The organism is Mesorhizobium sp. B3-1-9 (genome assembly GCF_006439595.1).
Taxonomy (GTDB): Bacteria; Pseudomonadota; Alphaproteobacteria; order Rhizobiales; family Rhizobiaceae; genus Mesorhizobium.
This window is the reverse complement of the sequence record NZ_VFTJ01000031.1, coordinates 1-21,335: the sequence shown is the minus strand read 5'-3', so window position 1 is coordinate 21,335 and position 21,335 is coordinate 1. Positions and strand designations below refer to the sequence as shown.

The following is a 21,335-nucleotide window of genomic DNA, read 5'->3' as shown; positions in this document are numbered from 1 at the left end:
ACCTTTCCTGAGAGGCGGGGGCGCGAGGCTCCGCGCGATCACGCAACCTGTTCGATGGCGCCGGTGATCAGCCCGGTGACTTCCTCGGGCGAGCTCGATGCGATCTTCTTGTCGGCCACCTTGCGGCCGCGCCGCATGACGATGACGCGGTCGGCGACGTCGAACACGTCGGGCATGCGGTGGCTGATCAGCACCACGGCGATGCCCTGGTCGCGCAGGTGGCGGATGAGGTTCAGCACTTCGGCGACCTGCCTGACCGAAATCGCCGCCGTCGGCTCATCCATCAGCACGATCTTGGCCTGCGACAGCATCGTGCGGGCAATCGCCACCGCCTGGCGCTGGCCGCCCGACATCTGCTTGACGAGGTCGCGTGGCCGCGTTTCGGATTTCAGCTCGGCGAAAAGCTGGCCGGCGCGCTTGTACATGGCGCCATAGTCGAGGATGCGGAGCGGACCGAAGCCGCGGCGCAACTCGCGGCCGAGATAGACGTTGGCCGCGGCCGTCAGGTTGTTGCAGAGCGCGAGGTCCTGGTGGACGATCTCGATGCCATGCTGGCGGGCGTCCGCGGGCTTGTGCAGGACAAGCTCCTTGCCGTCCAGCCGCATGGTGCCGTGGCTCGGGTGGAAATTGCCGGCGATCATCTTGACCAGCGTCGACTTGCCGGCGCCGTTGTCGCCCATCAGGCCGACGACCTCGCCGGCCTCCAGCGAAAACGATACATCGTTGACCGCCTGGATGGCGCCGAAATGCTTCGAGATGTTGGCGAGTTCGAGAACCGACACCAGCCTTATGCCTCCCCATTTGCGGCGCAGCTGTCGCCGACGTTTGCCAGCGCCGCTCGCGTTCAGCTCCGTCCATCTCCTCCCGAACGGCGCGTCCACGCATTTAGGCAAAAGCGGACAAGGGCGTCAATCAATTGTCTGACGATTAATTTCGAGACTCGACGAAAAATCGGTTTTGTAGGACAAATAGGAATTGACGCTGGCGAAAAGCCGATATTAGCTAAGCTAAGCCTCGGAGGAAGATCTTGCTCCTCGTCCGCCTATCCGGCGGAGGGGCGGGCAAATGGTTTGAAGGTCAAGGATCCCGCTGCGCCAGCATTCGGGCAAACGGATCGGCAAATGCTTATCAGCCCGGCGAAGGACGCGAACATCATGAGATGCTCGTCATGGTTCTTACGCATCCGGGCTGATCAGTGTGGCGGGCACGCGGTGTCCGTCTGTTTCAAGGGAGGACTGATATGAGGAAAACACTTTTGCTTGCCGCCGTCGCCGCCATGGCGTTGGGCGCCGGGCCGGCTTTGGCCAAGAAACAGCTCGTCATCGTCGTGAAAGGTCTCGACAATCCGTTCTTCGAAGCCATCCATCAGGGCTGCGAGAAGTGGAACAAGGAAAACGCCAGCTCGGAATATGAATGCTTCTACACCGGCCCGGCATCGACCTCGGACGAAGCCGGCGAGGCGCAGATCGTGCAGGACATGCTGAGCAAGCCCGACACGGCGGCGATGGCGATCTCGCCCTCGAACGCGCCGCTGATCGCGCAGACGATCAAGAGCGCCAATCCGTCGATCCCGATCATGACGGTCGACGCCGACCTTGCCAAGGAAGACGCCGCCCTTCGCAAGACCTATCTCGGCACCGACAACTACCTGATGGGCAAGAAGATCGGCGAGTACATCAAGAAGGCCAAGCCGAATGGCGGCACGATCTGCACCATCGAGGGCAATCCGGCGGCCGACAACATCCTGCGCCGCGCGCAAGGCATGCGCGATGCGCTGTCGGGCAAGGAAGGCCTCGCGGCACTTGCCGGCGAAGGCGGCTGGACCGAAGTCGCCGGCTGCCCGGTGTTCACCAATGACGACGGCGCCAAGGGCGTGCAGGCGATGACCGACATCCTCGCCGCCAACCCGAAGCTCGACGCCTTCGGCATCATGGGCGGCTGGCCGCTGTTCGGCGCACCGCAGCCCTATCGCGACCTGTTCAAGCCGATGGCCGACAAGATCGCCAAGAACGAGTTCGTCATCGGCGCCGCCGACACGATCGGCGACGAGGTGGCGATCGCCAAGGAAGGCCTGGTGACCGCGCTGGTCGGCCAGCGGCCGTTCGAAATGGGCTACAAGGCGCCCTCGGTGATGCTCGACCTCGTCGGCAACAAGAAGGTCGACGATCCGGTCTTCACCGGCCTCGACGAATGCACCAAGGAAACGGCCGACACCTGTATCCAAAGGTAGGCGCTGGTCGGATCCAGAACCAATGTAAAAGGGGCGCCGCGAGGCGCCCCTGACTTTTTTCAAAGTTGCATTCTTGATGAGGGCGCTTTCGTCTCAGATCTTCTGCTTCACGCCGTCCTTCGAAGGCATCAGGTCGACGCCATTGAGCTTGCCGATGTGTGTAGCGAGCATCGGCACATATTGCTCGACGGGACCGGTGGCGAAGGCGGTCGCAAAGGAATTCTTGGTGGCGTTGCCGAGTGGGTTGGCGATGCCAGCCGCGCCCGCCATCGATTCCAGATAGGTCAGGTCCTTGAAGGCGTTGGCAATGCTGAACTTGTGCGCGTCGCGGTCGCCCTCCAGCGTCCAGCGCATGAAGGTCTGGTAGAAGCCGCAATCCATGCGGCCGTTGCGGATGACGCTGTCGAAGCGCGGCGGCGAGATGCCGACCTTCTCGGCCAGCGCCAGCGCTTCCGAATAGATCGCGGCGTAGCCCAGCGAGATGAAGTTGTTGAGCAGCTTCATGCGGTGGCCGTCGCCGGTGTCGCCGATGTGGACGATGCGGCCTGCCCAGGTCTCGATCACCGGCTTCAGCCTGGCAAACACCGCGTCCGGCGCGCCGACCATGGCGTCGAGCGTGCCTTCCCAGGCCTCCTTCGGCGTGCGGCTGAGCGGCGCATCGACATAGTCGACGCCAAGCGCCTTGAGCTCGGCGGCCAGGGCCACGGTCGAGACCGGATCGGAGGTCGAGCAATCGACGACGACCGAGCCTTGCTTCAGGCCCTCCTTCAGCCCGCCGGGGCCGCGGATGATCGCCTCCACCTCGCGCGAGCCGGTGACGCAGATGAAGACGACGTCGGAGGCAGCGGCCACCTCCTTGGATGTGGCCACTTCGTTGGCGCCGCGTCCCAAAAGGTCTTCCGCGGGCTTGCGGTTCTTGCGGCCGAGGAAGGTCAGCGGATAGCCCTTGTCGACGATGTTCTTGGCGATGCCGTGCCCCATCAGGCCTAGGCCGATGAAACCGATTTTCTCGCGGGCAGCGGTGGTGCTCATGTCGTCTCTTCCCTGTCTTTCGTGGTGATGGGCCCGCGCGGCGGGCGATTGCCGGAAAGGTTTTCGCGGATCGCGGTTGGCAGGCGATTGCGGAATACCATATTGTCTGACAATACACATAATTCCCAAGCCTTGTGGAGAGCAAAATGACGAAGCGGATCATGTTCACCGGCGGCAGCGGCAAGGCTGGCCGGCATGTCGTTAAGTATCTGGTCGAACATGGCTGCCAGGTGCTCAACATCGACACCAGGCCGCTCGACAACCCGAAGGTGCGCACGCTGATCACCGACATCACCGACAGCGGGCAGGTGTTCAACGCGCTGTCGAGCTATATGGGCCTGCACGAGTTCGATCCGTCGCTGAGAGCCCAGCCGGTCGACGCCGTGGTGCATTTCGCCGCAATCCCGCGCATCATGATCACGCCGGACAACGAGGTGTTCCGCATCAACGCGATGGGCACCTACAATGTCATCGAAGCGGCGGTGAAGCTCGGCATCCGCAAGATCATCATCGCTTCCTCGGAGACGACTTACGGCCTGGTTTTCGCCAATGAGCCGCGCAGTCCGACGCATTTCCCGCTCGACGAGGATTATGACGTCGACCCGATGGATTCTTACGCGCTGTCGAAGATCGTCAACGAGAAGACGGCGCGGGCCTTCGCGCTGCGCAGCGGCGCCGACATCTATGCGCTGCGCATCGGCAACGTCATCGAGCCGCATGAATATTCGCTGTTTCCGAAATGGTTCGCCGATCCGGGCTTCCGCAAGCGCATCGCCTGGAGCTACATCGACGCGCGCGATCTTGGCCAGATCGCCTTGCGCGCCATCGAGAAGGACGGCCTGGGCTACCAGGTGTTCAACGCGGCCAATGACGACACCTCATCGGACCTGCCGACGGCGGAGCTCTTGAAGCGCTTTTATCCGGGCGTGCCGGTCAAGGCCGAGCTTGGCGAATATGAGACGCTGCTTTCGAACCGCAAGGCGCGCGATGTGCTTGGCTTCCGGCCCGAGCACAGCTGGCGCAAATACGTCAAAACGGCATGAGGCGGCGGCAAAATGCCGGTTGATCTCTGCACATCCTCGCGCGTTGGGGCAAAGCGGGCCTGCCGTGCTTGACAGCTTCTGAAAACGGGATTTTGTGGACCATATGCGGGACGCGAAGCCGAACAACGAAAAAAAACCGACGAAAACGGCAGCCCAGGAGCGTCCGGCCGGCGTTCGCCGGGCCAACGCGCCACGCATTCCGGGCGCCAGCGTGCACACCTCCTTGGCCAGCGAGATCGGGCTGAGGATCGTGCGCGGCGATTATCCGCCGGGCACCATCCTGCCCAACGAAGCGAAATGGTCGGAGACCTTTGACGTCAGCCGCTCCGCAGTGCGCGAGGCGATCAAGATGCTGATGGCAAAGAGCCTGCTGGCCTCGCGGCCGAAGATCGGCAGCTGGGTCGAACCGAAGGAACGCTGGAACCTCCTCGACCGCGACGTGCTGTCCTGGTACGCCACGTCGCCGGACCGTGAGGTTTTCCTCAAGACCGTGCAGGAATTCCGCCATATCATCGAGCCGGAAGCCACCGCCTTCGCGGCGCTGCGGCGCACCGACGAGCAGATGGCCGAGATCAGCCAGGCCTGCCAGGAGATGGGCGCGGCGACCAACCTGCAAGAGCGGACGCGGGCCGACACGCGCTTCCATCTCGCCATCCTCAGGGCCTCGGGCAACGACCTGCTGGTGCCGCTGGGGGTACTGATCGAATCCGCCTTCGACCACCTCTTCGCCTACACGACGCGCGAACTGGACGATTTGCACCATGCCCAAAAGCTGCATGAGGCGATCGAGAGGAATATTCGCCTGCGAAGGCCGGATGCGGCGCGCAACGCGGTTCGAAAGCTGCTGGCCAATACCGACGAAGTGATCCAGTCGCGCTAAGGTCCGTCGATATTCAGCTGAGGCAGGCTTGCGAATGGCGGCTCCCTGCGCTTGCGTTCCCGTTGCAGCACCTAATCCTGCTTTTCGCGACCGAACGCAACGCGCAGCTCGTCCTTCGCTTTTTCCAGCACCTTCCTGCGCTCATCAGGCAAGTTCTTGCCGGCGCGGTTGATGTAGAAATTCAACATCGACATGGCGGATTGGAACGGCTCAGCCTTGCGGCGGTGGCTGTGCTCGGCCGAACGTTTCAGCGACGCGGCGATCTTCTTGGCGTCGTCGGATTCAAAGACATGATCCTCGAGATCCATCGCATCGCTGTGCTCGGTCACGTCGGCCGACCATTTCTTCCTGGCGGTCATGGCGAACTCCTTTCTTCAGGCAAAACTCCATCGGGTGAGGCGGGTTCCGCTTCTGGAGCCACGGAATTATGCCTCGTGGCGCTGCTCGGCCCCGGAAATGCGCCGATAGTGCGCTCAAACACGCGATCTCGAAGAAATCGCGGACAGGAGACGCCGTGACGACAGTTCGAGGAAACGCGGCAGACAGCGCCGGCATCGACAGCTTCTATGCATGGACGCGGCTTGGCATTTCCCTGCTGCTGGCGACGATCGGCGGCGTCGGTACCTGGGCGGTGGTCGTGGTCCTGCCCGCGGTGCAGGCCGAATTCGGCGTCGACCGCGCCGCGGCCTCGATGCCCTATACCGCGACCATGGTGGGCTTTGCCGCCGGCAACGCGCTGATCGGGCGCGCCATTGATCGCTTTGGATATTGGATACCGGCGCTCGCCGCTTCGCTGGCGCTTGGCGCGGGGTTTCTGCTGGCATCGCTTGCGAATTCGATCCTGGGCGTCACGCTCGCCCAAGGCCTGCTGATCGGAGTGGGGTGCTCGACGATTTTCGGGCCGCTGATCGCCGACGTCTCACACTGGTTCAACCGCCGCCGCGGCGTCGCGGTGACGGTGGCGGCGTCCGGCAACTACGTTGCCGGAGCGATCTGGCCGACGGTCATGCCTTATATGATGCAAGGTCATGGCTGGCGCTTCACCTATGCGACAATCGGAGTCATCTGCCTCGTCACCATGGTGCCGCTGGTCCTGCTGCTGCGACGGCGCGCGCCGCATGAGGGGACATCCGGCGCGCCGCGCGGCCGGCCGGTGCAGCCAATCTCGCTGTCGCCCTCGCAGTTGCAGGTCCTGTTGGTGATTGCCGGCTTCGGCTGCTGCATGGCGATGTCGATGCCGCAGGTGCATATCGTCGCCTATTGCATGGATCTTGGCTACGGCGTCGCGCATGGCGCCGAGATGCTGTCGATCATGCTGGCGGCCGGCGTCATCAGTCGCATCGGCTCGGGCTTCCTTGCCGACCGCATCGGCGCGGTGAAGACGCTGCTGATCGGCTCGGCGCTGCAGTGCCTGTCGCTGTTATTCTACATCCCGTTCGACGGGCTCGCGTCGCTCTATGTCGTCTCGCTGGTCTTCGGCCTGTCGCAAGGCGGCATCGTGCCCTGCTATGCCATCATCGTGCGCGACTATATGCCGGCAAAGGAAGCCGGCCAGCGCGTCGGCATCGTGCTGATGGCGACGATCTTCGGCATGGCGGTGGGCGGCTGGATGTCGGGCTGGATCTACGACCTCACCGGTTCCTACGCCGCCGCCTTCCTGAACGGAATTGGCTGGAACCTCGTCAATCTCGGGGCCATCGCGCTGCTGATGTGGAAAGCCAACCGAAGCGCCGAGGCGATTGCCTGACGCGCCTCGGTCGACCGGGCGCCGAAGCCGGGTTGCTTGACAACGGTTAACGCATGCGCGACCTCAATCGGCGGAGCTGACCTGGTGGCGCGATGACACGGACGCCGATCGTGATGTTGCGGCCGCGCGTCGAAGACGGGGGGACAGGGCCTTGACCAAGCCGCGTTCCCGCCGTGGCGGCGGCCGCCCGACCATTGCCGATGTGGCGCGCAAGGCGGGTGTCGGCGCGATCACCGTGTCGCGCGCGCTGCGTGAGCCCGGGCGGGTATCGGAGGACCTGCGACGGCAGATACAGGCCGCTGTCGACGAACTCGGCTACGTGCCTGACCCGAATGCCCGCGCGCTTGCCTCGGCGCGCGCCGAGGTGTTCGGCGTGCTGGTGCCTTCGCTCACCAACAACGTCTTCGCCGAAGTGGTGCGCGGCATCTATGACAGCCTTTCCGACAGCCCGTTCCGCATCCAGATCGGCAACACCCATTATTCGGGCCTCGAGGAAGAGCGGCTGTTGCAGGTTTTCGGATCGCAACGCCCGGCGGCGCTGATCGTGGCCGGTATCGACCAGACACCCAGCGCGCGACGACTGCTGGAGAATGCCGGCTGCCCGGTGGTGCAGGTGATGGAGATCGGGCCGGACCCGGTCGACATGGTGGTCGGCTTTTCCCATTTCGACGGCGGCAGGACCGCCGCCGAACACCTCCTGCAAGCCGGATACCGCAAGGTCGGTTTCATCGGCGCGCGAATGGATCCGCGTTCGCAGCGACGCCTTGCCGGCTATCGCGCCGCCATGGAGGCCGCCGGCCTTTTCGATCCGCGGCTCGTCACCACGACGCCGGTGCCGTCAAGCGTGACGCTGGGGCGCGAGTTATTCCGCGACGCGCTGGCCAAGATACCGACGCTGGACGGCGTGTTCTGCAACAATGACGATATCGCGCTTGGCGTTCTGTTCGAATGCCATCGCGCATCGATCGACGTGCCGAAGCAGATCGGCATTGTCGGCTTCAACGATCTCGACATGATGCAGGTGTCGTTTCCTTCGATCACCAGCGTGCGCACGCACCGCTATGAAATCGGCACCCGCGCCGTCGCCATGGCGCTTGCGGCGATCGCCGGCAACCGGCCGGAACAGCGGATCGTCGACCTCGGCTTCGACCTCATGCGGCGCGAGAGCACCGCGCGTTAGGCCGTGATAGCGTTTCGTTGAATCGCCATCACGCTCTAACTCTTTGTTGGAGCATGATCTTGCCCGAAAACCGGTTAGGGCTGCGGCGGAAACGCCGAGCCAACTGCTACGCACTGTTCCTGGAGGCACTCTGACGAACACGGAAAAATGACGAAAGCGGCGCTTTACAGGCTTTCATGGTAGCGCTACCATTTGTCTGTAAAATCAACATCCGGCAAGGTTCAGGACTGTTTATTATACATAAGCAACAGCTCAAGCTTGTTTATTATGTATAATATGATAGTTTTCTGAACGTCCCGTGGCGAGGGAAGGGGAGAAGGCGGAGCGATCCACATCGCCCGGCGAGCGTTTCGGTTTGGCAGGAGGGTGCCCGCCGAGCATGTCAGGACTTCATAGTTCAGCAGATCTGCAATTGGGAGGAATACCGATGATCAAGTCACTCGTTGGCGGCGTCGTTGCCGCCACTGCATTCGTCATGCTCAGCTCGGCAGCGATCGCCGCCGGACCGGAAGTCGTCTCCGGCCCCGCAGCGCAGCCGGATTGCTTCTCGCCATGGTCGGCGGACACCAAATTCTTCAAATTCCCCAAAAAGGAAGGCCCGTTCCGCATCGCCTTCTCCAACGGCTATATCGCCAACACCTGGCGCATCCAGATGGTGCAGACGGCAAAGGCCTATGCGGCGCAGCCGGACGTGAAGGCCAAGATCAAGGAATTCAAGGTCGTCTCGACCGGTGAGGATGTGCCGGCGCAGATCTCGGCGATCAACAACTTCATCGATTCCGGCTATGACGCGATCGTCACCGACGCGCAGAACCCGACCGCCTTCGGCCCGGTCATCAAGCGCGCCAAGGAAGCCGGCATCGTGCTGGTTGCCTTCGACAACATTCTCGACACCAAGGACGCCATCAACGTCAATGTCGACCAAAAGGGCCTCGGCGAGTTGTGGGCCAAGTGGCTGGTCGACAAGGTGCCGAACGGCGGCAAGATCCTCGAAGTGCGCGGCGTTGCCGGCACTTCCGTCGATACCGACCGCCACAACGGCATCCATGAAGTGCTGGACGCTTCCGGCAAGAAGTGGGACGTCACCGAGGTCGCCGGCAAGTGGGATGACGGCGTGGCGCAGAAGGTGACCGCCGATGCCATCGCCACCAACGGTCCGTTCGACGGCATCACCGGCCAGGGCGGCGACACCGGCATCGTGCAGGCGATGATGGACGCCAAGCATCCCTTCGTGCCGTTCGGCGGCGAGACCGAGAACGGCTTCCGCAAATTCTGCGCGCAGCATTCAGCAGACGGGCTGAAGTGCACGTCGGCGGGCTCCGGCCCGGCCCAGGTCGCCGTGGCCATCAAGACAGCGATCGCGGCGCTGGAAGGCGAGGTGGTGCCGCAGGAAGTAAAGCTGCCGCTGGCGATCGCCTCGGATCCAGACATGAAGGAAGGCACCGATTACTTCCCGAAGGAATCCGACAATTTCTTCGTCGGCAACTCCTTCCCGACCTGTGGCATCAATTTCAGCGCGCAGGAAATCATGGGCCAGACCAAGGCGGACCAGTAAGCTTCCATCGCCGGCGTGGCGCCGCGGGTCAGCCGCGGCGCCACCTCATGCAGATACAATTGGAGGCTCAATGGACGGTGCGGCTCCGCTCTTCCGCATGGAAGGCATATCCAAGCGCTATGGCGGCGTGAGGGCCCTGGAAAAGGCCGATCTTGAAGTTACCGCCGGCAGCATCCACGCCATTCTCGGCGAGAACGGCGCAGGCAAGTCGACCCTGATCAAGATCATGGCGGGCGTCGTGGCGCCCGACGAGGGCCGCATGACGCTGGATGGACGCGAAGTGAGCTTCGCCTCACCGGCCGCGGCAAATCAGGCCGGCATCGTCTGCATCTTCCAGGAACTGTCGCTCATTCCCGAGTTGAGCGTCGCCGACAACATCGTCATTTCCGATCCGCCAAAGCGCTTCGGCATGATCGACCGCAAGGCGCAGCGGCGCATCGCGGAAGAAGCGCTGGCACGCGCCGGCGCTTCCGATATCCATCCTCGGGCCCTGGTCAAGGACCTGCCGCTGTCGCGCCGGCAGATGGTGGAGATCGCCAAGGCGCTGGCTCGCAAGCCGCGCATCCTGATCCTCGACGAAGCGACCTCGGCGCTGACGGCGGCGGATGTCGCCAAGGTCTTCGAGGTGTTGAAGCGGCTGCGCTCGGAAGGACTGGCGCTGCTCTACATCTCGCATCGCATGAACGAGATCGCGGAACTCGCCGACCATTGCACGGTGTTTCGCAACGGCCGCAACGTCGCCAGCTACCCCGCGGGCTCGAAGAGCGACAATGAGGTGGTGGAGCTGATGATCGGCCGCGAATACAGCCATATCTTCCCGCCGAAACCCGTTTCCGCTGCGGCCGCCACGCCGGTGCTCGAAGCCCGCAATCTCTCCTGGGCCGACCGGCTGGACAATATCTCGCTGAGCGTCAGGGCCGGCGAAGTCGTGGGCCTGGGCGGTCTCGACGGGCAGGGCCAGCGCGAACTGCTGCTTGCCTTTTTCGGCGTGCTGCGCGGCCTGCGCGGCGATGTGCTGATCGACGGCAAGCCAGCTTCCATATCGAGCCCGCGCGCCGCCAGCGGCGACCGCGTCGGCATGGCGCTGATCCCCGAGGACCGCAAGACCGAGGGGCTGATGCTGCCGATGACGGTGCGCGAAAACCTCTCCTTCGCGGCGCTCGACCGGCTGGCCAAGGGCGGCATCATCGATCGCGCCGCCGAGCAGCGCCTGATCGACGACATGGTCGGGCTGCTGGCCATCAAGACGGCGGGGCTCGATATTCCCGTCGGCGCGCTCTCCGGCGGCAACCAGCAGAAGGTGGTCATCGCCAAATGGCTGATGCGGCAACCGCGCATCATCCTGCTCAACGATCCGACGCGCGGCATCGATGTCGGCACCAAGCAGGAGATCTACCAATTGATGCGCAAGCTGGCGGATGCCGGCGCCGCCATCCTGTTCTATTCGACCGACTATGACGAACTGATCGGCTGCTGCGACCGCGTGCTCGTGCTCTATGACGGCAGCGTCAAGCGCGAGCTCGTCGGCACCGAGATCACCGAACACGCGCTGATCGCCAGCGCGCTCAACATCCATGGCGAAGGCGCCGATATGCAGCAGGGAGCGGGCGCGTGAAGGATTGGCGCTACTTAATGGCCGAGCAGCGCGGAACGCTGCTGGCGCTCGGCATCTTCATCGTCATGTTCATCATCTACACCACGAACCACCCTGCCGGCTTCACCGCCAATGTCGTGCAGACAGCCGCCAACAAGGGCGTGCTCCTGGCCTTCGTGGCCATGGCGCAGACGCTGGTGGTGATCACCGCCGGCATCGACCTGTCGGTCGGCATGATCCTGCTTCTTACCAATTGTCTTGCCTCGTGGCTGGTGGTCGGCACGCCGCTCGAGACCACGCTCGGCGTGATCGCGGTCCTTGCCGCCGGCCTGGTCTGCGGGGCGATCAACGGCGCCATCGTCATCTATGGGCGCCTGCAGCCGATCGTCGCCACCATAGCCACCGGCGCCGTCTTTTATGGCATCGGGCTTCTGCTGCGGCCGTTTCCGGGTGGATCGGTCAATGAGGATCTGGCCGACGCGCTGACGGGAAAGCTCTTCGATGTGATCCCGACCTCGCTGGTCGCGCTGCTCATCGTCGTGCTGGTCGTCTGGGTGCCGTTCAGCCGCTCGGAATTCGGCCGCGCGGCTTACGCCGCGGGCTCATCGGAAACGGCGGCTTATATGTCGGGCGTGCCGATCCGGCGCGGCAAGTTCCTCGCTTATGCGCTGGCAGGCCTGCTGGCTTCGGTCGGCGGCCTGTTTCTCACCTTCTTCACCTATACCGGCGAGGCTGCCTATGCGAGCGGCAATTCCTACACGCTGTTCTCGATCGCGGCGGTCGTGCTCGGCGGCGTGTCGCTGTTCGGTGGCAAGGGCAGCGCTATCGGCGCGATTTTCGGCGCGCTTGCCTTCCGCACCATCGGCGACCTGTTGTTCGTCTTCGACTTCGATCCGCTCTGGCAGCCGCTGTTCCAGGGCGTTATCCTGTTGATCGCGGTCAGCCTCGGCGCCTTCGCGCTGTTTCGGGTGCGCAACCGGCTGGAGTGGTTCCTGTGAGCGAAACGACGCTTGGTGGCCTTGCCGGCCGCATGCCCAAATTCATCCGCCGCGCCGACCCGGCGGTGCTGACGGCCTTTGCCTGCATCGTCATCCTGCTTCTGCTGGGCAGCCTCTATTCGCGCAGCTTCCTTTCGCCGGAATATCTGCTGCAGCAGCTTAAAGTCGCCTCGTTCCTCGGCGTCATCGCCACCGGCATGATGCTGGTCATCCTGCTCGGCCAGATCGACCTTTCCGTGCCATGGGCCGTGGCCGCCGGCGCCATGATGGCCTGCGCTGCCGCCGCCTACGGGTCGGTCGGCGTTGCTCTCGCCATCCCCTTCGGTGTCCTGTGCGGCGTGGCGATCGGCATCATCAACGGCATCGGTGTCGCCTATCTGCGCATCCCCTCGATGATCATTACCTTGGCCACCAACGCGGTCGCGCAGGGGCTGATGGTGGTCTACACGGGCGGCTTCTCGCCACAGGATTCGGCGACGGCGGCGATGCGCTATCTGGCGACCGGTTTCACCATTCCGGGGGTTCCCAACGCCGTCATCATCTGGGCGCTGATCGGCGCCGCGATGGTCTTCGTGCTCACCCGCACCAGCTTCGGCCGCGCCGTCTACGGCATCGGCAACCGCGAGCGCGCCGCCTACCTTTCCGGTATCGACACGCGCCGCATCGTGATGATCGCCTTCGCCGTCTCCGGCGGGCTGTCGGCCTTTGGCGGCGTGCTTCTGGCCGGCTATGCGTCGAAGGCGGCCCAATCCATGGGCGATGCCTATCTGCTGCCGTCGATCGCCGCCGTCGTGCTGGGCGGCACCTCGATCCTGGGCGGGCGCGGCTCCTATCTCGGCACGGTGGCCGGCGTGATCCTGATCACGCTCCTGCAATCCATCCTCTCGGTCATGCAGATGCCGGAAGCGGGACGGCAGATCATCTATGGTGTCGTCATCGTCGCCATGCTCCTGCTCTACGGGCGCGCGCCGGCAAGCCGCTGACCGTGGATGAGGCGAGCGCAAGACCGCAGATCCCGGAGCTTGGCGTGAACGATCTTCGGACGGCGCCGGCCATCGTCGTGATGGGTGTTGCCGGCTGCGGCAAGACGGCCGTCGGCGAGGCGCTCGCCAAGGCTCTCGACGCCGACTTCATCGAAGGAGATCGGCTGCATCCGCCGGAGAACGTGGCGCGCATGGCGCGCGGCGAGCCGCTGACGGACGCGCTGCGCGAGGGCTGGCTCGACGCCATAGGCGAGCACATCGCGATCTCCGTTGCCGGCGGACGGAAAGCGGTGGCGGCGTGCTCGGCGCTGAAACGCGCCTACCGTGACCGGCTGAGCCGCTACTGTCCCGACACAGTCTTCCTCTACCTGAAGATCGACCGCGAGACCGCCTGGCGCCGGGTCGCCAATCGCAAGGGCCATTTCATGCCGGCAAGCCTGGTCGACAGCCAGTTCGCCATACTGGAAGAACCTGCCGCGGACGAACGGGCCGTGACGGTCGACGGAACGCGAAGTGTTGCCGGGATACTGGAAGGGATCGTTGGTTAGAACGGTTCGGGCGCTTCAGGCGCCGTCATTGCCGATCGCGGCTTCCGTTGGCCGCTCGGTCAGCCGTACGGCGCTCGACCAGGCCATCATCTGCTCCGGACAGAGTTCGAGCGTTTCCAGCATATGGTCGCGCTTCGACAGGATGTATCTCGCCTGAACGACGAGGTTCTTCGTCGCGGTGTCCCTTGCCGGCGACGCCGGCGGCTGTGGCCCCGCGCTCAGTTCGCTGACGATCGCGCGATACTGGCGAAAGGGAACCGTTTCGATCGTCGCCATATGAAACAGCGCCGCGCCCGCGCGCGCGGCAAAGTTTGCCGGCGCCGAGGCGAGATGGGTCCAGCCGCGTTCGCCCATGGCGGCCTCGGTGAAGGTGGAGCCGGCATAGACGGTGTTGGTCATCAGCACCACGCCGTTTGCCTTCAGGGTCTTCTGGATGCGCGTGGTGACCTGGTAGGCGTCGGTGCGCTCAAAGACGATCCGGCTTTTCAGGAAGCGGTTCTCGACCTTGACCAATGGCGGGTTGATCACGCGCAAGCCGAATTTGCTCGGGGAGAAGCCGTGGTGCTGCGCGCTTACCTGATGAGCATCGACGCCGGCCTCATGCAGGGCGCGCTTGCCCATGATCGTCTGCGCCGTGAACTGATCGCACCATATGATGACGCCGCGCCCGTTGCGCAGGGCTTGTTGCAGGGCTTCGAGGCCTTCGAGCCGGATCGCCGGCGACCAGCGCCAGCCTGAGACGAGATGCGCCGCAAGCGTCAGCCGCCGGCGGTGAATGGCGGCGAGTTGCGCCTCGAACATTTCTTGCGTGTCGACGGCATTGCCGAGCACGGCCTTCACCGCGACGTCGTAACGGGCGAACTCCTTGCGGAAGTGGCGCCTGCGCCTGAGCCTGGACCCCCAGCCGCAGATAGGCCCCCACCAGGAGACCGGCAGCATCGCCGCGACGCCGAGATAGAAACAGGACAGCAGGCTCTCGCGCAGGTCCCGATTGGAGAAACGGCGCAGTTTTCCGGGGCGGACAACCTTGCGGCTGAAGAAGCGAACGGACTCGTTGCGCTCCGGCACCGGCACGTCGGCAATGATCTCGGTGTGATAGATGTCGTTCGACGATGGTTGCCGGCTGGCCCTGCGGGAATTGCCAAGCCAAGGCAGCCTCATGCGTCAGAGCCCTGTTTCATCCTCCAGCCGCTTTACTGCGTCCGCGGTAGACTGGCAACCGAGGGCGACAAGTCGGGCCGGCGACTTTGTCGTTGGGCGCAATTGCGGACGGAAGGCTGCGGCGAAGGGCGGAACCTGGCCGCTACCGCTTCCTCGAATTCCTTCAAATCTGGGAGGTGAGCTCCGCCGGGAAATCGTCGTTGTCGGCGTCGCGCATGGCGGCGAGGCTGCGGTTGTCGAGCACCTCGGCGATCGCCTGGCGCACTTCCAGCATCATGTGGCGGACCTGGCAGGTGGCCTCGTCGCAATCCTCGCAGCGCTGGTATTGCGTGCGGCTGGCGCAAGGGATCGGCGCCAGCGGCCCGTCGAGCACGCGCACGACATGGCCGATCTTGATCTCGGAAGCGGGCCGCGCGAGGCGGTAGCCGCCTTCCTTGCCCTTGCGGCTCTGGACGAAACCGGCATTGCGTAATTCGCCCAGGATCGCATCCAGGAATTTCTTCGGGATGTTGTTGGCGACGGCGATGTCGTTGACGAATGCAAGCTGGCCAGCCGGTAGACCGGAAAGATGCACGAGGGCCTTGAGGCCGTATTTGCCTTTTTTGGTCAGCATGCCCGATTCAATTCATCAAACCCCAATGCGCCTGCATCTGGCGGTTGTTTGTGTGCAAATCATGACAGTTGACCGCCTGGTCCAATAATTTGCCCGGCAGCTTAGGCGCAAACGCGTTGATTCTTCGTAACGTTTTTCACGTTGGACGCCGGATTTCCGCTGCGAAATGCTGGCCGGCTTAAATGAGGGAGCCGGCTAAAGCCGGCTTTCCTGCGCTTTCTGATTGTGTGGCGGCTCAGCGGCTGCCGTAGGCCTGATCGAGCAGCCCGCCGGCGGCGAAATGCTCCTTCTGTACTCTGTCCCAGCCGCCAAAGACTTCCTCAACAGTCAGTAGCCGGACGTCCGGGAAGTCGGCCTTGTGCTTGGCGGCCACCGAGGCGTCGCGAACCCGCAGGCCGTTCCCGGCGGCGATGTCCTGGCCTTCCGGCGTGTAGAGAAAGTCGAGATAGGACTTGGCGAGATCGCGGCTGCCATGCTCGTCGGCGACCTTGTCGACGATCGCTACCGGGAACTCGGCCAGCAGGCTGACCGAAGGCGTGACCTGCTCGAATTTGTCGTCGCCATACTCCTTGCGGATGCCGCGCGTCTCCGATTCGAAGGTGATCAGCACGTCGCCGATCTCGCGCTGGACGAAAGTGGTGGTGGCGGCGCGGCCGCCGGTGTCGAAGATCGGCACGTTGTTGAAGAGCTTGGTGATGAACTCCTTCACCTTGGCGTCGTCGCCCTTGAAGGCTTCCTTGGCGTAGGCGGCGGCGGCGAGATAGGTGTAGCGCGCATTGCCCGACGTCTTCGGGTTCGGAAAGATCACCTGCACGTCGTCACGCACCAGATCGTTCCAGTCCTTGATGTGTTTGGGATTGCCGGCGCGCACCAGGAAGGACGGCAGCGAATAGAAGGGCGAGGCGTTGTCCGGGAAATCCTTCTGCCAATCGGCTGAGACCAGTCCTTTCTTGACCAGGAAATCGACGTCGGTGACCTGGTTGAAGGTGACGACATCGGCACCAAGACCTTCGGCGATCGCGCGCGCCTGCGCCGAGGTGCCGGCATGCGACTGATCGACGGTGACGCCGGGGTGCTTGGCGACGAAGGCCTTGTTGACGTCGACGAACAGCTCGCGGCCGACGTCATAGGATGCATTCAAAAGCTTGTCAGCCGACCAGGCTTGGGAGGACGCGAGGACGAGACCGGCAAAAGCTGCGATGCCGAGCAACAGACGCTTCATGAAAACAGGGCTCCTTGGAAATGGATCAAGCTATGGGGAGACCATAGTCGGGAAAGCCTGGTGCGACGAGGCACGCGCTCCGAGAGGTGGGCGAAGGCCTGGAAAATATCTCGCCAAAACAGCCTTTTGCTAGGATTTTCTTCCAAGTGGATTCACAGGTTGCACTAGGCTGGGCGCCGGAGGAGCTGTCAGGCTGAAAGACAGCTCAGGACGTGGGAAAAAGCTTCCAGCGTCGCGGCCTGAAAGCCACCCGGCTCTTCTGTGCCGCGGGATGGTCGACCGGCAGTTCGATCTCGACGCGCTGGCGCTCGCCGCCGATTTCGAGCTCGACGCGCTTGGTGCCGGCAACGCGGCGGCTGGCGGCAACCGTGCCGGCGATGCAGCCGCTGCAGCCGTCGAGCAGCTCGACGTCATGCGGGCGGAAGTGGAGAACCGCCTCGCCGGACGGCGCATGCGGCGCCTGCAGCCCGATCGGCCGGTCGGCGATCCAGATCTCGCCGTTCTCGACCTTGACCGGCAGCGAGCTCGACTCGCCGATGAAGGAATAGACGAAGGGCGAGTTCGGCGTGTCATAGATATCGTCGGCGGTGCCGACCTGCTCGATGCGGCCCTGGCTCATGACCACGACGCGGTCGGCGAGCTCCAGCGCCTCTTCCTGGTCATGCGTGACGAAGACGGTCGTGTGGCCGGTGCGGTCATGGATCTCGCGCAGCCAGCGGCGCAGCTCACGGCGAACCTGCGCGTCGAGCGCGCCGAACGGTTCGTCGAGCAAAAGCACCTTGGGCTCGATCGCCATGGCGCGGGCCAAAGCCACGCGCTGGCGCTGACCGCCGGAAAGCTGCGCCGGGTAGCGCTTTTCCAGGCCCGTCAGTTGGACGAGGTCGAGCAGTTCCAGCGCCCGGCGGCGGATTTCCTGCCCCGACGGCCTTGCGGCGCCGTGCCGGACCTTCAGGCCGAAGCCGATATTGTCGGCAACCGTCATGTGACGGAACAGCGCGTAATGCTGGAAGACGAAGCCGACATTGCGCTCCTGGATCGACTTCTGCGAGGCGTCCTCGTCGCCGAAGAAGATCGCGCCCTTGGTCGGCCGCTCCAGGCCGGCGATCAGGCGAAGCAGCGTCGTCTTGCCGGAGCCCGACGGCCCGAGCAGCGCGATGAGCTCGCCGGATCTGATGTCGAGCGACACGTCGTGGAGCGCCGGAAACCGCTCGAACTCCTTGCGCACGTTGACGACGCGAACTTCCATGCAAATCCCTCAGTTCCTTGATGCTGTCGTTGCTCCCAAAAGCGCCAGGCACGCTTGGGCGACAGGTAGTGTTCAGTGCCCGCGCGTCGCGGCGAGCTCGGCGCCGTAGCGCATCTCGAGAAGCGTTTTCAAGACCAGCGTCACCAGCGCCAGGCCGGCGAGCAGCGAAGCGACGGCAAAGGCGCCGACGGCGTTGTATTCGTTGTAGAGGATCTCGACATGCAGCGGCATGGTGTTGGTGAGGCCGCGTATGTGGCCCGACACCACCGAGACCGCGCCGAACTCGCCCATGGCGCGCGCGTTGCACAGAAGCACGCCATAGAGCAGTCCCCATTTGACGTTGGGCAATGTCACATACCAGAAGGCCTGCCAGCCGCTGGCGCCCAGCGACAGTGCTGCTTCTTCGTCGCCATTGCCCTGTTCCTGCATCAGCGGGATGAGTTCCCGCGCGACGAAGGGGAAGGTGACGAAGATGGTGGCCAGCACGATGCCGGGCACGGCGAAGAGGATGACGATGCCATGCGCCTTCAACCAGGCGCCGAGCAGCCCTTGCGCGCCGAAGAGAAGCACATAGACCAGGCCGGAGATGACCGGCGAGACCGAGAAGGGCAGGTCGATCAGCGTGGTCAGGAACGCCTTGCCCTTGAATTCGAACTTGGCGATCGCCCAGGCGGCCGAGATGCCGAAGATGACGTTGAGCGGCACCGAGATCGCCGCCACAAGCAATGTCAGGCGGATGGCGGAGCGCGTGTCGGGGCCGGAGAGGGCGTCCGTGTAGGCGCCGACGCCTTTGGCGAGCGCCTCGTGGAAGACGACGATCAGCGGCAAAAGCAGGAAGACGGCGAGGAAGGCGAGGGCGATTGCCATCAGCACGGCCTTGACTGGCCGGCTTTCGGTCACCGCTGCCGACTGGCTCTCGTGATGCGGCTCGTAGGATTTGATCTCGGGATCAGCCATAGCGCTTGCGGCTCCATGTCTGGACGAGATTGACGACCAGAAGCATCAGGAAGGACAGCGCCAGCATGATCGCGGCGATCGCGGTCGCCGCCTCGTAATTGTATTCCTCGAGCCTGATCACGATCAGAAGCGGCGCGATCTCGGACTTGAAGGGCAGGTTGCCGGCGATGAAGATGACTGAGCCGTATTCGCCGACGCCGCGCGCGAAGGCGAGCGAGAAGCCGGTGACGATCGCTGGCGCCAGGCCTGGGAAAAGCACGCGGGTGATGATCTGGAAACGGCTGGCGCCGAGCGTGGCGGCGGCTTCCTCGACCTCCTTGTCGATCTCTTCCATGATCGGCTGGACGGTGCGCACGACGAAGGGCAAGCCGATGAACACCAGCGCGATGACGATACCGAGCGGCGTGTAGGCGACCTTGATGCCGAGCGGCGCCAGGAGATGGCCGATCCAGCCATTCGGCGCATAGAGCGTGGTGAGCGCGATGCCGGCGACGGCCGTGGGCAGGGCGAAGGGCAGGTCGACCATCGCGTCCGCGATGCGGCGGCCGGGAAAGCGGTAGCGGACCAGCACCCAGGCGACGACGGTGCCGAATACGACGTTGACGGCAGCCGCCAGGAAGGCGGTGCCGAAGCTTATCTTCAGCGCGTTGAGGGTGCGTCGGTCAACGGCGATCGCCCAGAAATCGGCCCAGCCGAGCGCTGCCGAACGCCAGACCAGCCCCGAAAGCGGGATGAGGATGATGAGCGTGAGGTAGGCAAGCGAGAAGCCGAGCGTCAATCCAAAGCCCGGAATGACACTCGGCTGTCTGAATCGCCACCCCGCCTTGGCGGGTGCTGTGGTCATGCTGTTCTGGATCGTCCCTTCTGTTCAAACCAGAATGGCTTTGCTCAGTCGCATTCGGCCGGCATGCCCGTGAGGCTCGCCGGCCATCCGGCTCACTGCGCCGGCTTGTAGATCTGGTCGAATATACCACCGTCGCCGAAATGGTAAGGCTGCGCTTTCTTCCAGCCGCCGAATTGCGGGTCATCGATGGTGACCAGCTTGACTGCCGGCAGCTTGGCAAGGTCCTCGGCCGGCACCAGGTCGGGCTTGGCCGGGCGATAGTGGTTCTTGGCGATGATGGTCTGGGCTTCCTTGGAATAGAGCCAGCTCAGATAGGCTTCCGCGACCTTGCGCGTGCCCTTGGCATCGACATTGGCGTCGACGACGGCGACCGGCGGTTCCGCTAGGATCGAGGTCGGCGGATAGACGATATCGAAATTGTCGGCGCCGAATTCGTCGAGCGCGAGATAGGCTTCATTCTCCCACGCGATCAGCACGTCGCCCAGGCCCTTCTGCGCGAAGGTCACCGTCGAGCCGCGCGCGCCGGTATCGAGGACCGGGACGTTCGCATAAAGCTTGCCGACGAACTCCTTGGTCTTGGCTTCGTCGCTACCGTCATTGGCGTTCGCATAGGCCCAGGCGGCAAGATAGTTCCAGCGCGCGCCTCCGGAGGTCTTGGGGTTCGGCGTGATCACCTGGACGCCGTCCTTGACCAGGTCGTTCCAGTCGTGGATGCCCTTGGGATTGCCCTTGCGCACCAGGAAGATGATGGTGGAGGTGTAGGGTGCCGAGTTGTTCTCGAACTTCGTGCGCCAGTCCGGGTTGATCTTCTTCGTCTTCGAGACGATGGCGTTGATGTCGCCTTCGAGCGCCAGCGTCACCACGTCGGCGTCGAGGCCGTCGATCACTGCCCTGGCCTGGGCGCCCGATCCACCGTGCGACTGCTGGATGGTGACGGTTTCGCCGGTCTCCGCCTTCCAGTGCGCGGCAAACGCCTCGTCATAGGCCTTGTAAAGTTCACGCGTCGGGTCGTAGGACACATTCAGAATGGTCGTATCCGCAAACGCGAAACCGAGCGTGCCGAACTGGGCAGATGTGGCGACCAGCGCGCCGAGCAGTTTCCTGAAATGAGGTTTGGTCATTCCCGCCTCCGTTGAACTGCACAAACTCTACCGAGTTTATAGAATTTAGATGCATTGAATGTTGCCTTTTTCGCCTCCTCGAAGCAATTTTTCGCCGAGCCGCCGGCAATCGGGAAAATATCGTCCTCAATTTTCGGACAGCGACCATTTCCTCGGCAGTCGGGGCTAACTAGGCGCAGCCGGCTGCCGGGCAAGGCCGGCGCTAGATCGTGATGGCGTTTCGTTGAATCGCCGTCACGATCTAACTCTTTGTTGGAGCATGATCTTTCTCCGAAAACCGGTTCCCACTTTTCGGGATCATGCTCTAGGGCTTGTTGAGATTCATCGTGAGTTTATGACGGCGGCAGCGAGATGGATGATGGCACTGAAACTCTGGTCGGT

The 21,335-nt window shown here is 63.6% G+C and carries 20 protein-coding genes; 10 read left to right on the top strand and 10 right to left on the bottom strand.

Going from position 1 to position 21,335, the window contains the following annotated elements:
- Window positions 1-38 precede the first annotated feature (38 nt).
- Entirely contained in the window at window positions 39-782 is a 744-nt protein-coding gene (locus tag FJW07_RS30210; RefSeq protein WP_140659881.1) for an ATP-binding cassette domain-containing protein, read from the bottom strand.
- A gap of 458 nt (window positions 783-1,240) precedes the next feature.
- Between FJW07_RS30210 and FJW07_RS30205 the strand changes: the two genes are divergently transcribed.
- Window positions 1,241-2,230 carry a sugar-binding protein gene (locus FJW07_RS30205; protein WP_140647991.1) on the top strand — a complete coding sequence of 330 codons (990 nt, stop codon included), beginning with the start codon at window positions 1,241-1,243 and terminating at the stop codon, window positions 2,228-2,230.
- A gap of 93 nt (window positions 2,231-2,323) precedes the next feature.
- Here FJW07_RS30205 and FJW07_RS30200 read toward each other — a convergent pair whose 3' ends face one another.
- On the bottom strand, window positions 2,324-3,382 hold the full coding sequence (locus FJW07_RS30200) for an NAD(P)-dependent oxidoreductase (protein WP_281405348.1): 1,059 nt from the start codon (window positions 3,380-3,382) through the stop codon (window positions 2,324-2,326).
- A gap of 26 nt (window positions 3,383-3,408) precedes the next feature.
- Here FJW07_RS30200 and FJW07_RS30195 point away from each other — a divergent pair, with 26 nt between their 5' ends.
- Window positions 3,409-4,305 (top strand): NAD(P)-dependent oxidoreductase, encoded by an 897-nt coding sequence (locus FJW07_RS30195; RefSeq protein WP_140859867.1) that lies wholly within the window; start codon window positions 3,409-3,411, stop codon window positions 4,303-4,305.
- A gap of 103 nt (window positions 4,306-4,408) precedes the next feature.
- Window positions 4,409-5,185, top strand: a complete 777-nt coding sequence (locus FJW07_RS30190) for a FadR/GntR family transcriptional regulator (protein ID WP_140859860.1) — start codon at window positions 4,409-4,411, stop codon at window positions 5,183-5,185.
- 71 nt (window positions 5,186-5,256) lie between these two features.
- On the opposite strand, the gene FJW07_RS30185 is transcribed toward FJW07_RS30190, so the two are convergent.
- Window positions 5,257-5,544 carry a DUF3175 domain-containing protein gene (locus FJW07_RS30185; protein WP_140647987.1) on the bottom strand — a complete coding sequence of 96 codons (288 nt, stop codon included), beginning with the start codon at window positions 5,542-5,544 and terminating at the stop codon, window positions 5,257-5,259.
- Between the two features lie 155 nt (window positions 5,545-5,699).
- Here FJW07_RS30185 and FJW07_RS30180 point away from each other — a divergent pair, with 155 nt between their 5' ends.
- The 7 genes from FJW07_RS30180 to FJW07_RS30150 all read left to right on the top strand — a co-directional run bounded on the left by FJW07_RS30180 (window position 5,700) and on the right by FJW07_RS30150 (window position 13,790).
- Window positions 5,700-6,932, top strand: coding sequence for an MFS transporter (locus FJW07_RS30180; protein ID WP_246680909.1), 1,233 nt, complete (start codon window positions 5,700-5,702; stop codon window positions 6,930-6,932).
- A 151-nt stretch (window positions 6,933-7,083) separates the two neighbouring features.
- Window positions 7,084-8,112 (top strand): LacI family DNA-binding transcriptional regulator, encoded by a 1,029-nt coding sequence (locus FJW07_RS30175; protein ID WP_140859846.1) that lies wholly within the window; start codon window positions 7,084-7,086, stop codon window positions 8,110-8,112.
- A gap of 427 nt (window positions 8,113-8,539) precedes the next feature.
- Window positions 8,540-9,667, top strand: a complete 1,128-nt coding sequence (locus FJW07_RS30170) for a sugar ABC transporter substrate-binding protein (protein ID WP_140647984.1) — start codon at window positions 8,540-8,542, stop codon at window positions 9,665-9,667.
- A 70-nt stretch (window positions 9,668-9,737) separates the two neighbouring features.
- Window positions 9,738-11,282 carry a sugar ABC transporter ATP-binding protein gene (locus FJW07_RS30165; protein WP_140859839.1) on the top strand — a complete coding sequence of 515 codons (1,545 nt, stop codon included), beginning with the start codon at window positions 9,738-9,740 and terminating at the stop codon, window positions 11,280-11,282.
- Complete coding sequence (locus tag FJW07_RS30160; RefSeq protein WP_140706489.1) at window positions 11,279-12,259, top strand: ABC transporter permease; 981 nt, start codon at window positions 11,279-11,281, stop codon at window positions 12,257-12,259. Before FJW07_RS30165 ends, FJW07_RS30160 begins: the two co-directional genes overlap by 4 nt.
- Window positions 12,256-13,242: an ABC transporter permease gene (locus FJW07_RS30155; RefSeq protein ID WP_140706487.1), complete on the top strand. Its 987-nt coding sequence runs from the start codon at window positions 12,256-12,258 to the stop codon at window positions 13,240-13,242. The genes FJW07_RS30160 and FJW07_RS30155 overlap by 4 nt, the downstream gene beginning before the upstream one ends.
- A gap of 80 nt (window positions 13,243-13,322) precedes the next feature.
- A complete protein-coding gene (locus FJW07_RS30150; protein WP_140859967.1) occupies window positions 13,323-13,790 on the top strand; it encodes a gluconokinase in 468 nt (155 codons plus the stop codon).
- Between the two features lie 15 nt (window positions 13,791-13,805).
- Here FJW07_RS30150 and FJW07_RS30145 read toward each other — a convergent pair whose 3' ends face one another.
- From FJW07_RS30145 to FJW07_RS30115, 7 genes are all read right to left on the bottom strand, one after another.
- Window positions 13,806-14,951, bottom strand: a complete 1,146-nt coding sequence (locus FJW07_RS30145) for a hypothetical protein (RefSeq protein ID WP_140647980.1) — start codon at window positions 14,949-14,951, stop codon at window positions 13,806-13,808.
- 163 nt (window positions 14,952-15,114) lie between these two features.
- Entirely contained in the window at window positions 15,115-15,564 is a 450-nt protein-coding gene (locus FJW07_RS30140) for an Rrf2 family transcriptional regulator (protein ID WP_040984137.1), read from the bottom strand.
- Window positions 15,565-15,799: 235 nt separating this feature from the next.
- Window positions 15,800-16,786 (bottom strand): sulfate ABC transporter substrate-binding protein, encoded by a 987-nt coding sequence (locus FJW07_RS30135; RefSeq protein WP_140659932.1) that lies wholly within the window; start codon window positions 16,784-16,786, stop codon window positions 15,800-15,802.
- Window positions 16,787-16,991: 205 nt separating this feature from the next.
- Window positions 16,992-18,032: a sulfate/molybdate ABC transporter ATP-binding protein gene (locus tag FJW07_RS30130; RefSeq protein ID WP_140859832.1), complete on the bottom strand. Its 1,041-nt coding sequence runs from the start codon at window positions 18,030-18,032 to the stop codon at window positions 16,992-16,994.
- A 72-nt stretch (window positions 18,033-18,104) separates the two neighbouring features.
- On the bottom strand, window positions 18,105-18,989 hold the full coding sequence (gene cysW / locus FJW07_RS30125) for a sulfate ABC transporter permease subunit CysW (RefSeq protein WP_140785826.1): 885 nt from the start codon (window positions 18,987-18,989) through the stop codon (window positions 18,105-18,107).
- Window positions 18,982-19,833, bottom strand: a complete 852-nt coding sequence (gene cysT / locus FJW07_RS30120; RefSeq protein WP_140647976.1) for a sulfate ABC transporter permease subunit CysT — start codon at window positions 19,831-19,833, stop codon at window positions 18,982-18,984. The genes cysW and cysT overlap by 8 nt, the downstream gene beginning before the upstream one ends.
- Window positions 19,834-19,925: 92 nt before the next feature.
- Window positions 19,926-20,954 carry a sulfate ABC transporter substrate-binding protein gene (locus tag FJW07_RS30115; RefSeq protein WP_140859826.1) on the bottom strand — a complete coding sequence of 343 codons (1,029 nt, stop codon included), beginning with the start codon at window positions 20,952-20,954 and terminating at the stop codon, window positions 19,926-19,928.
- Between the last annotated feature and the right edge of the window lie 381 nt (window positions 20,955-21,335).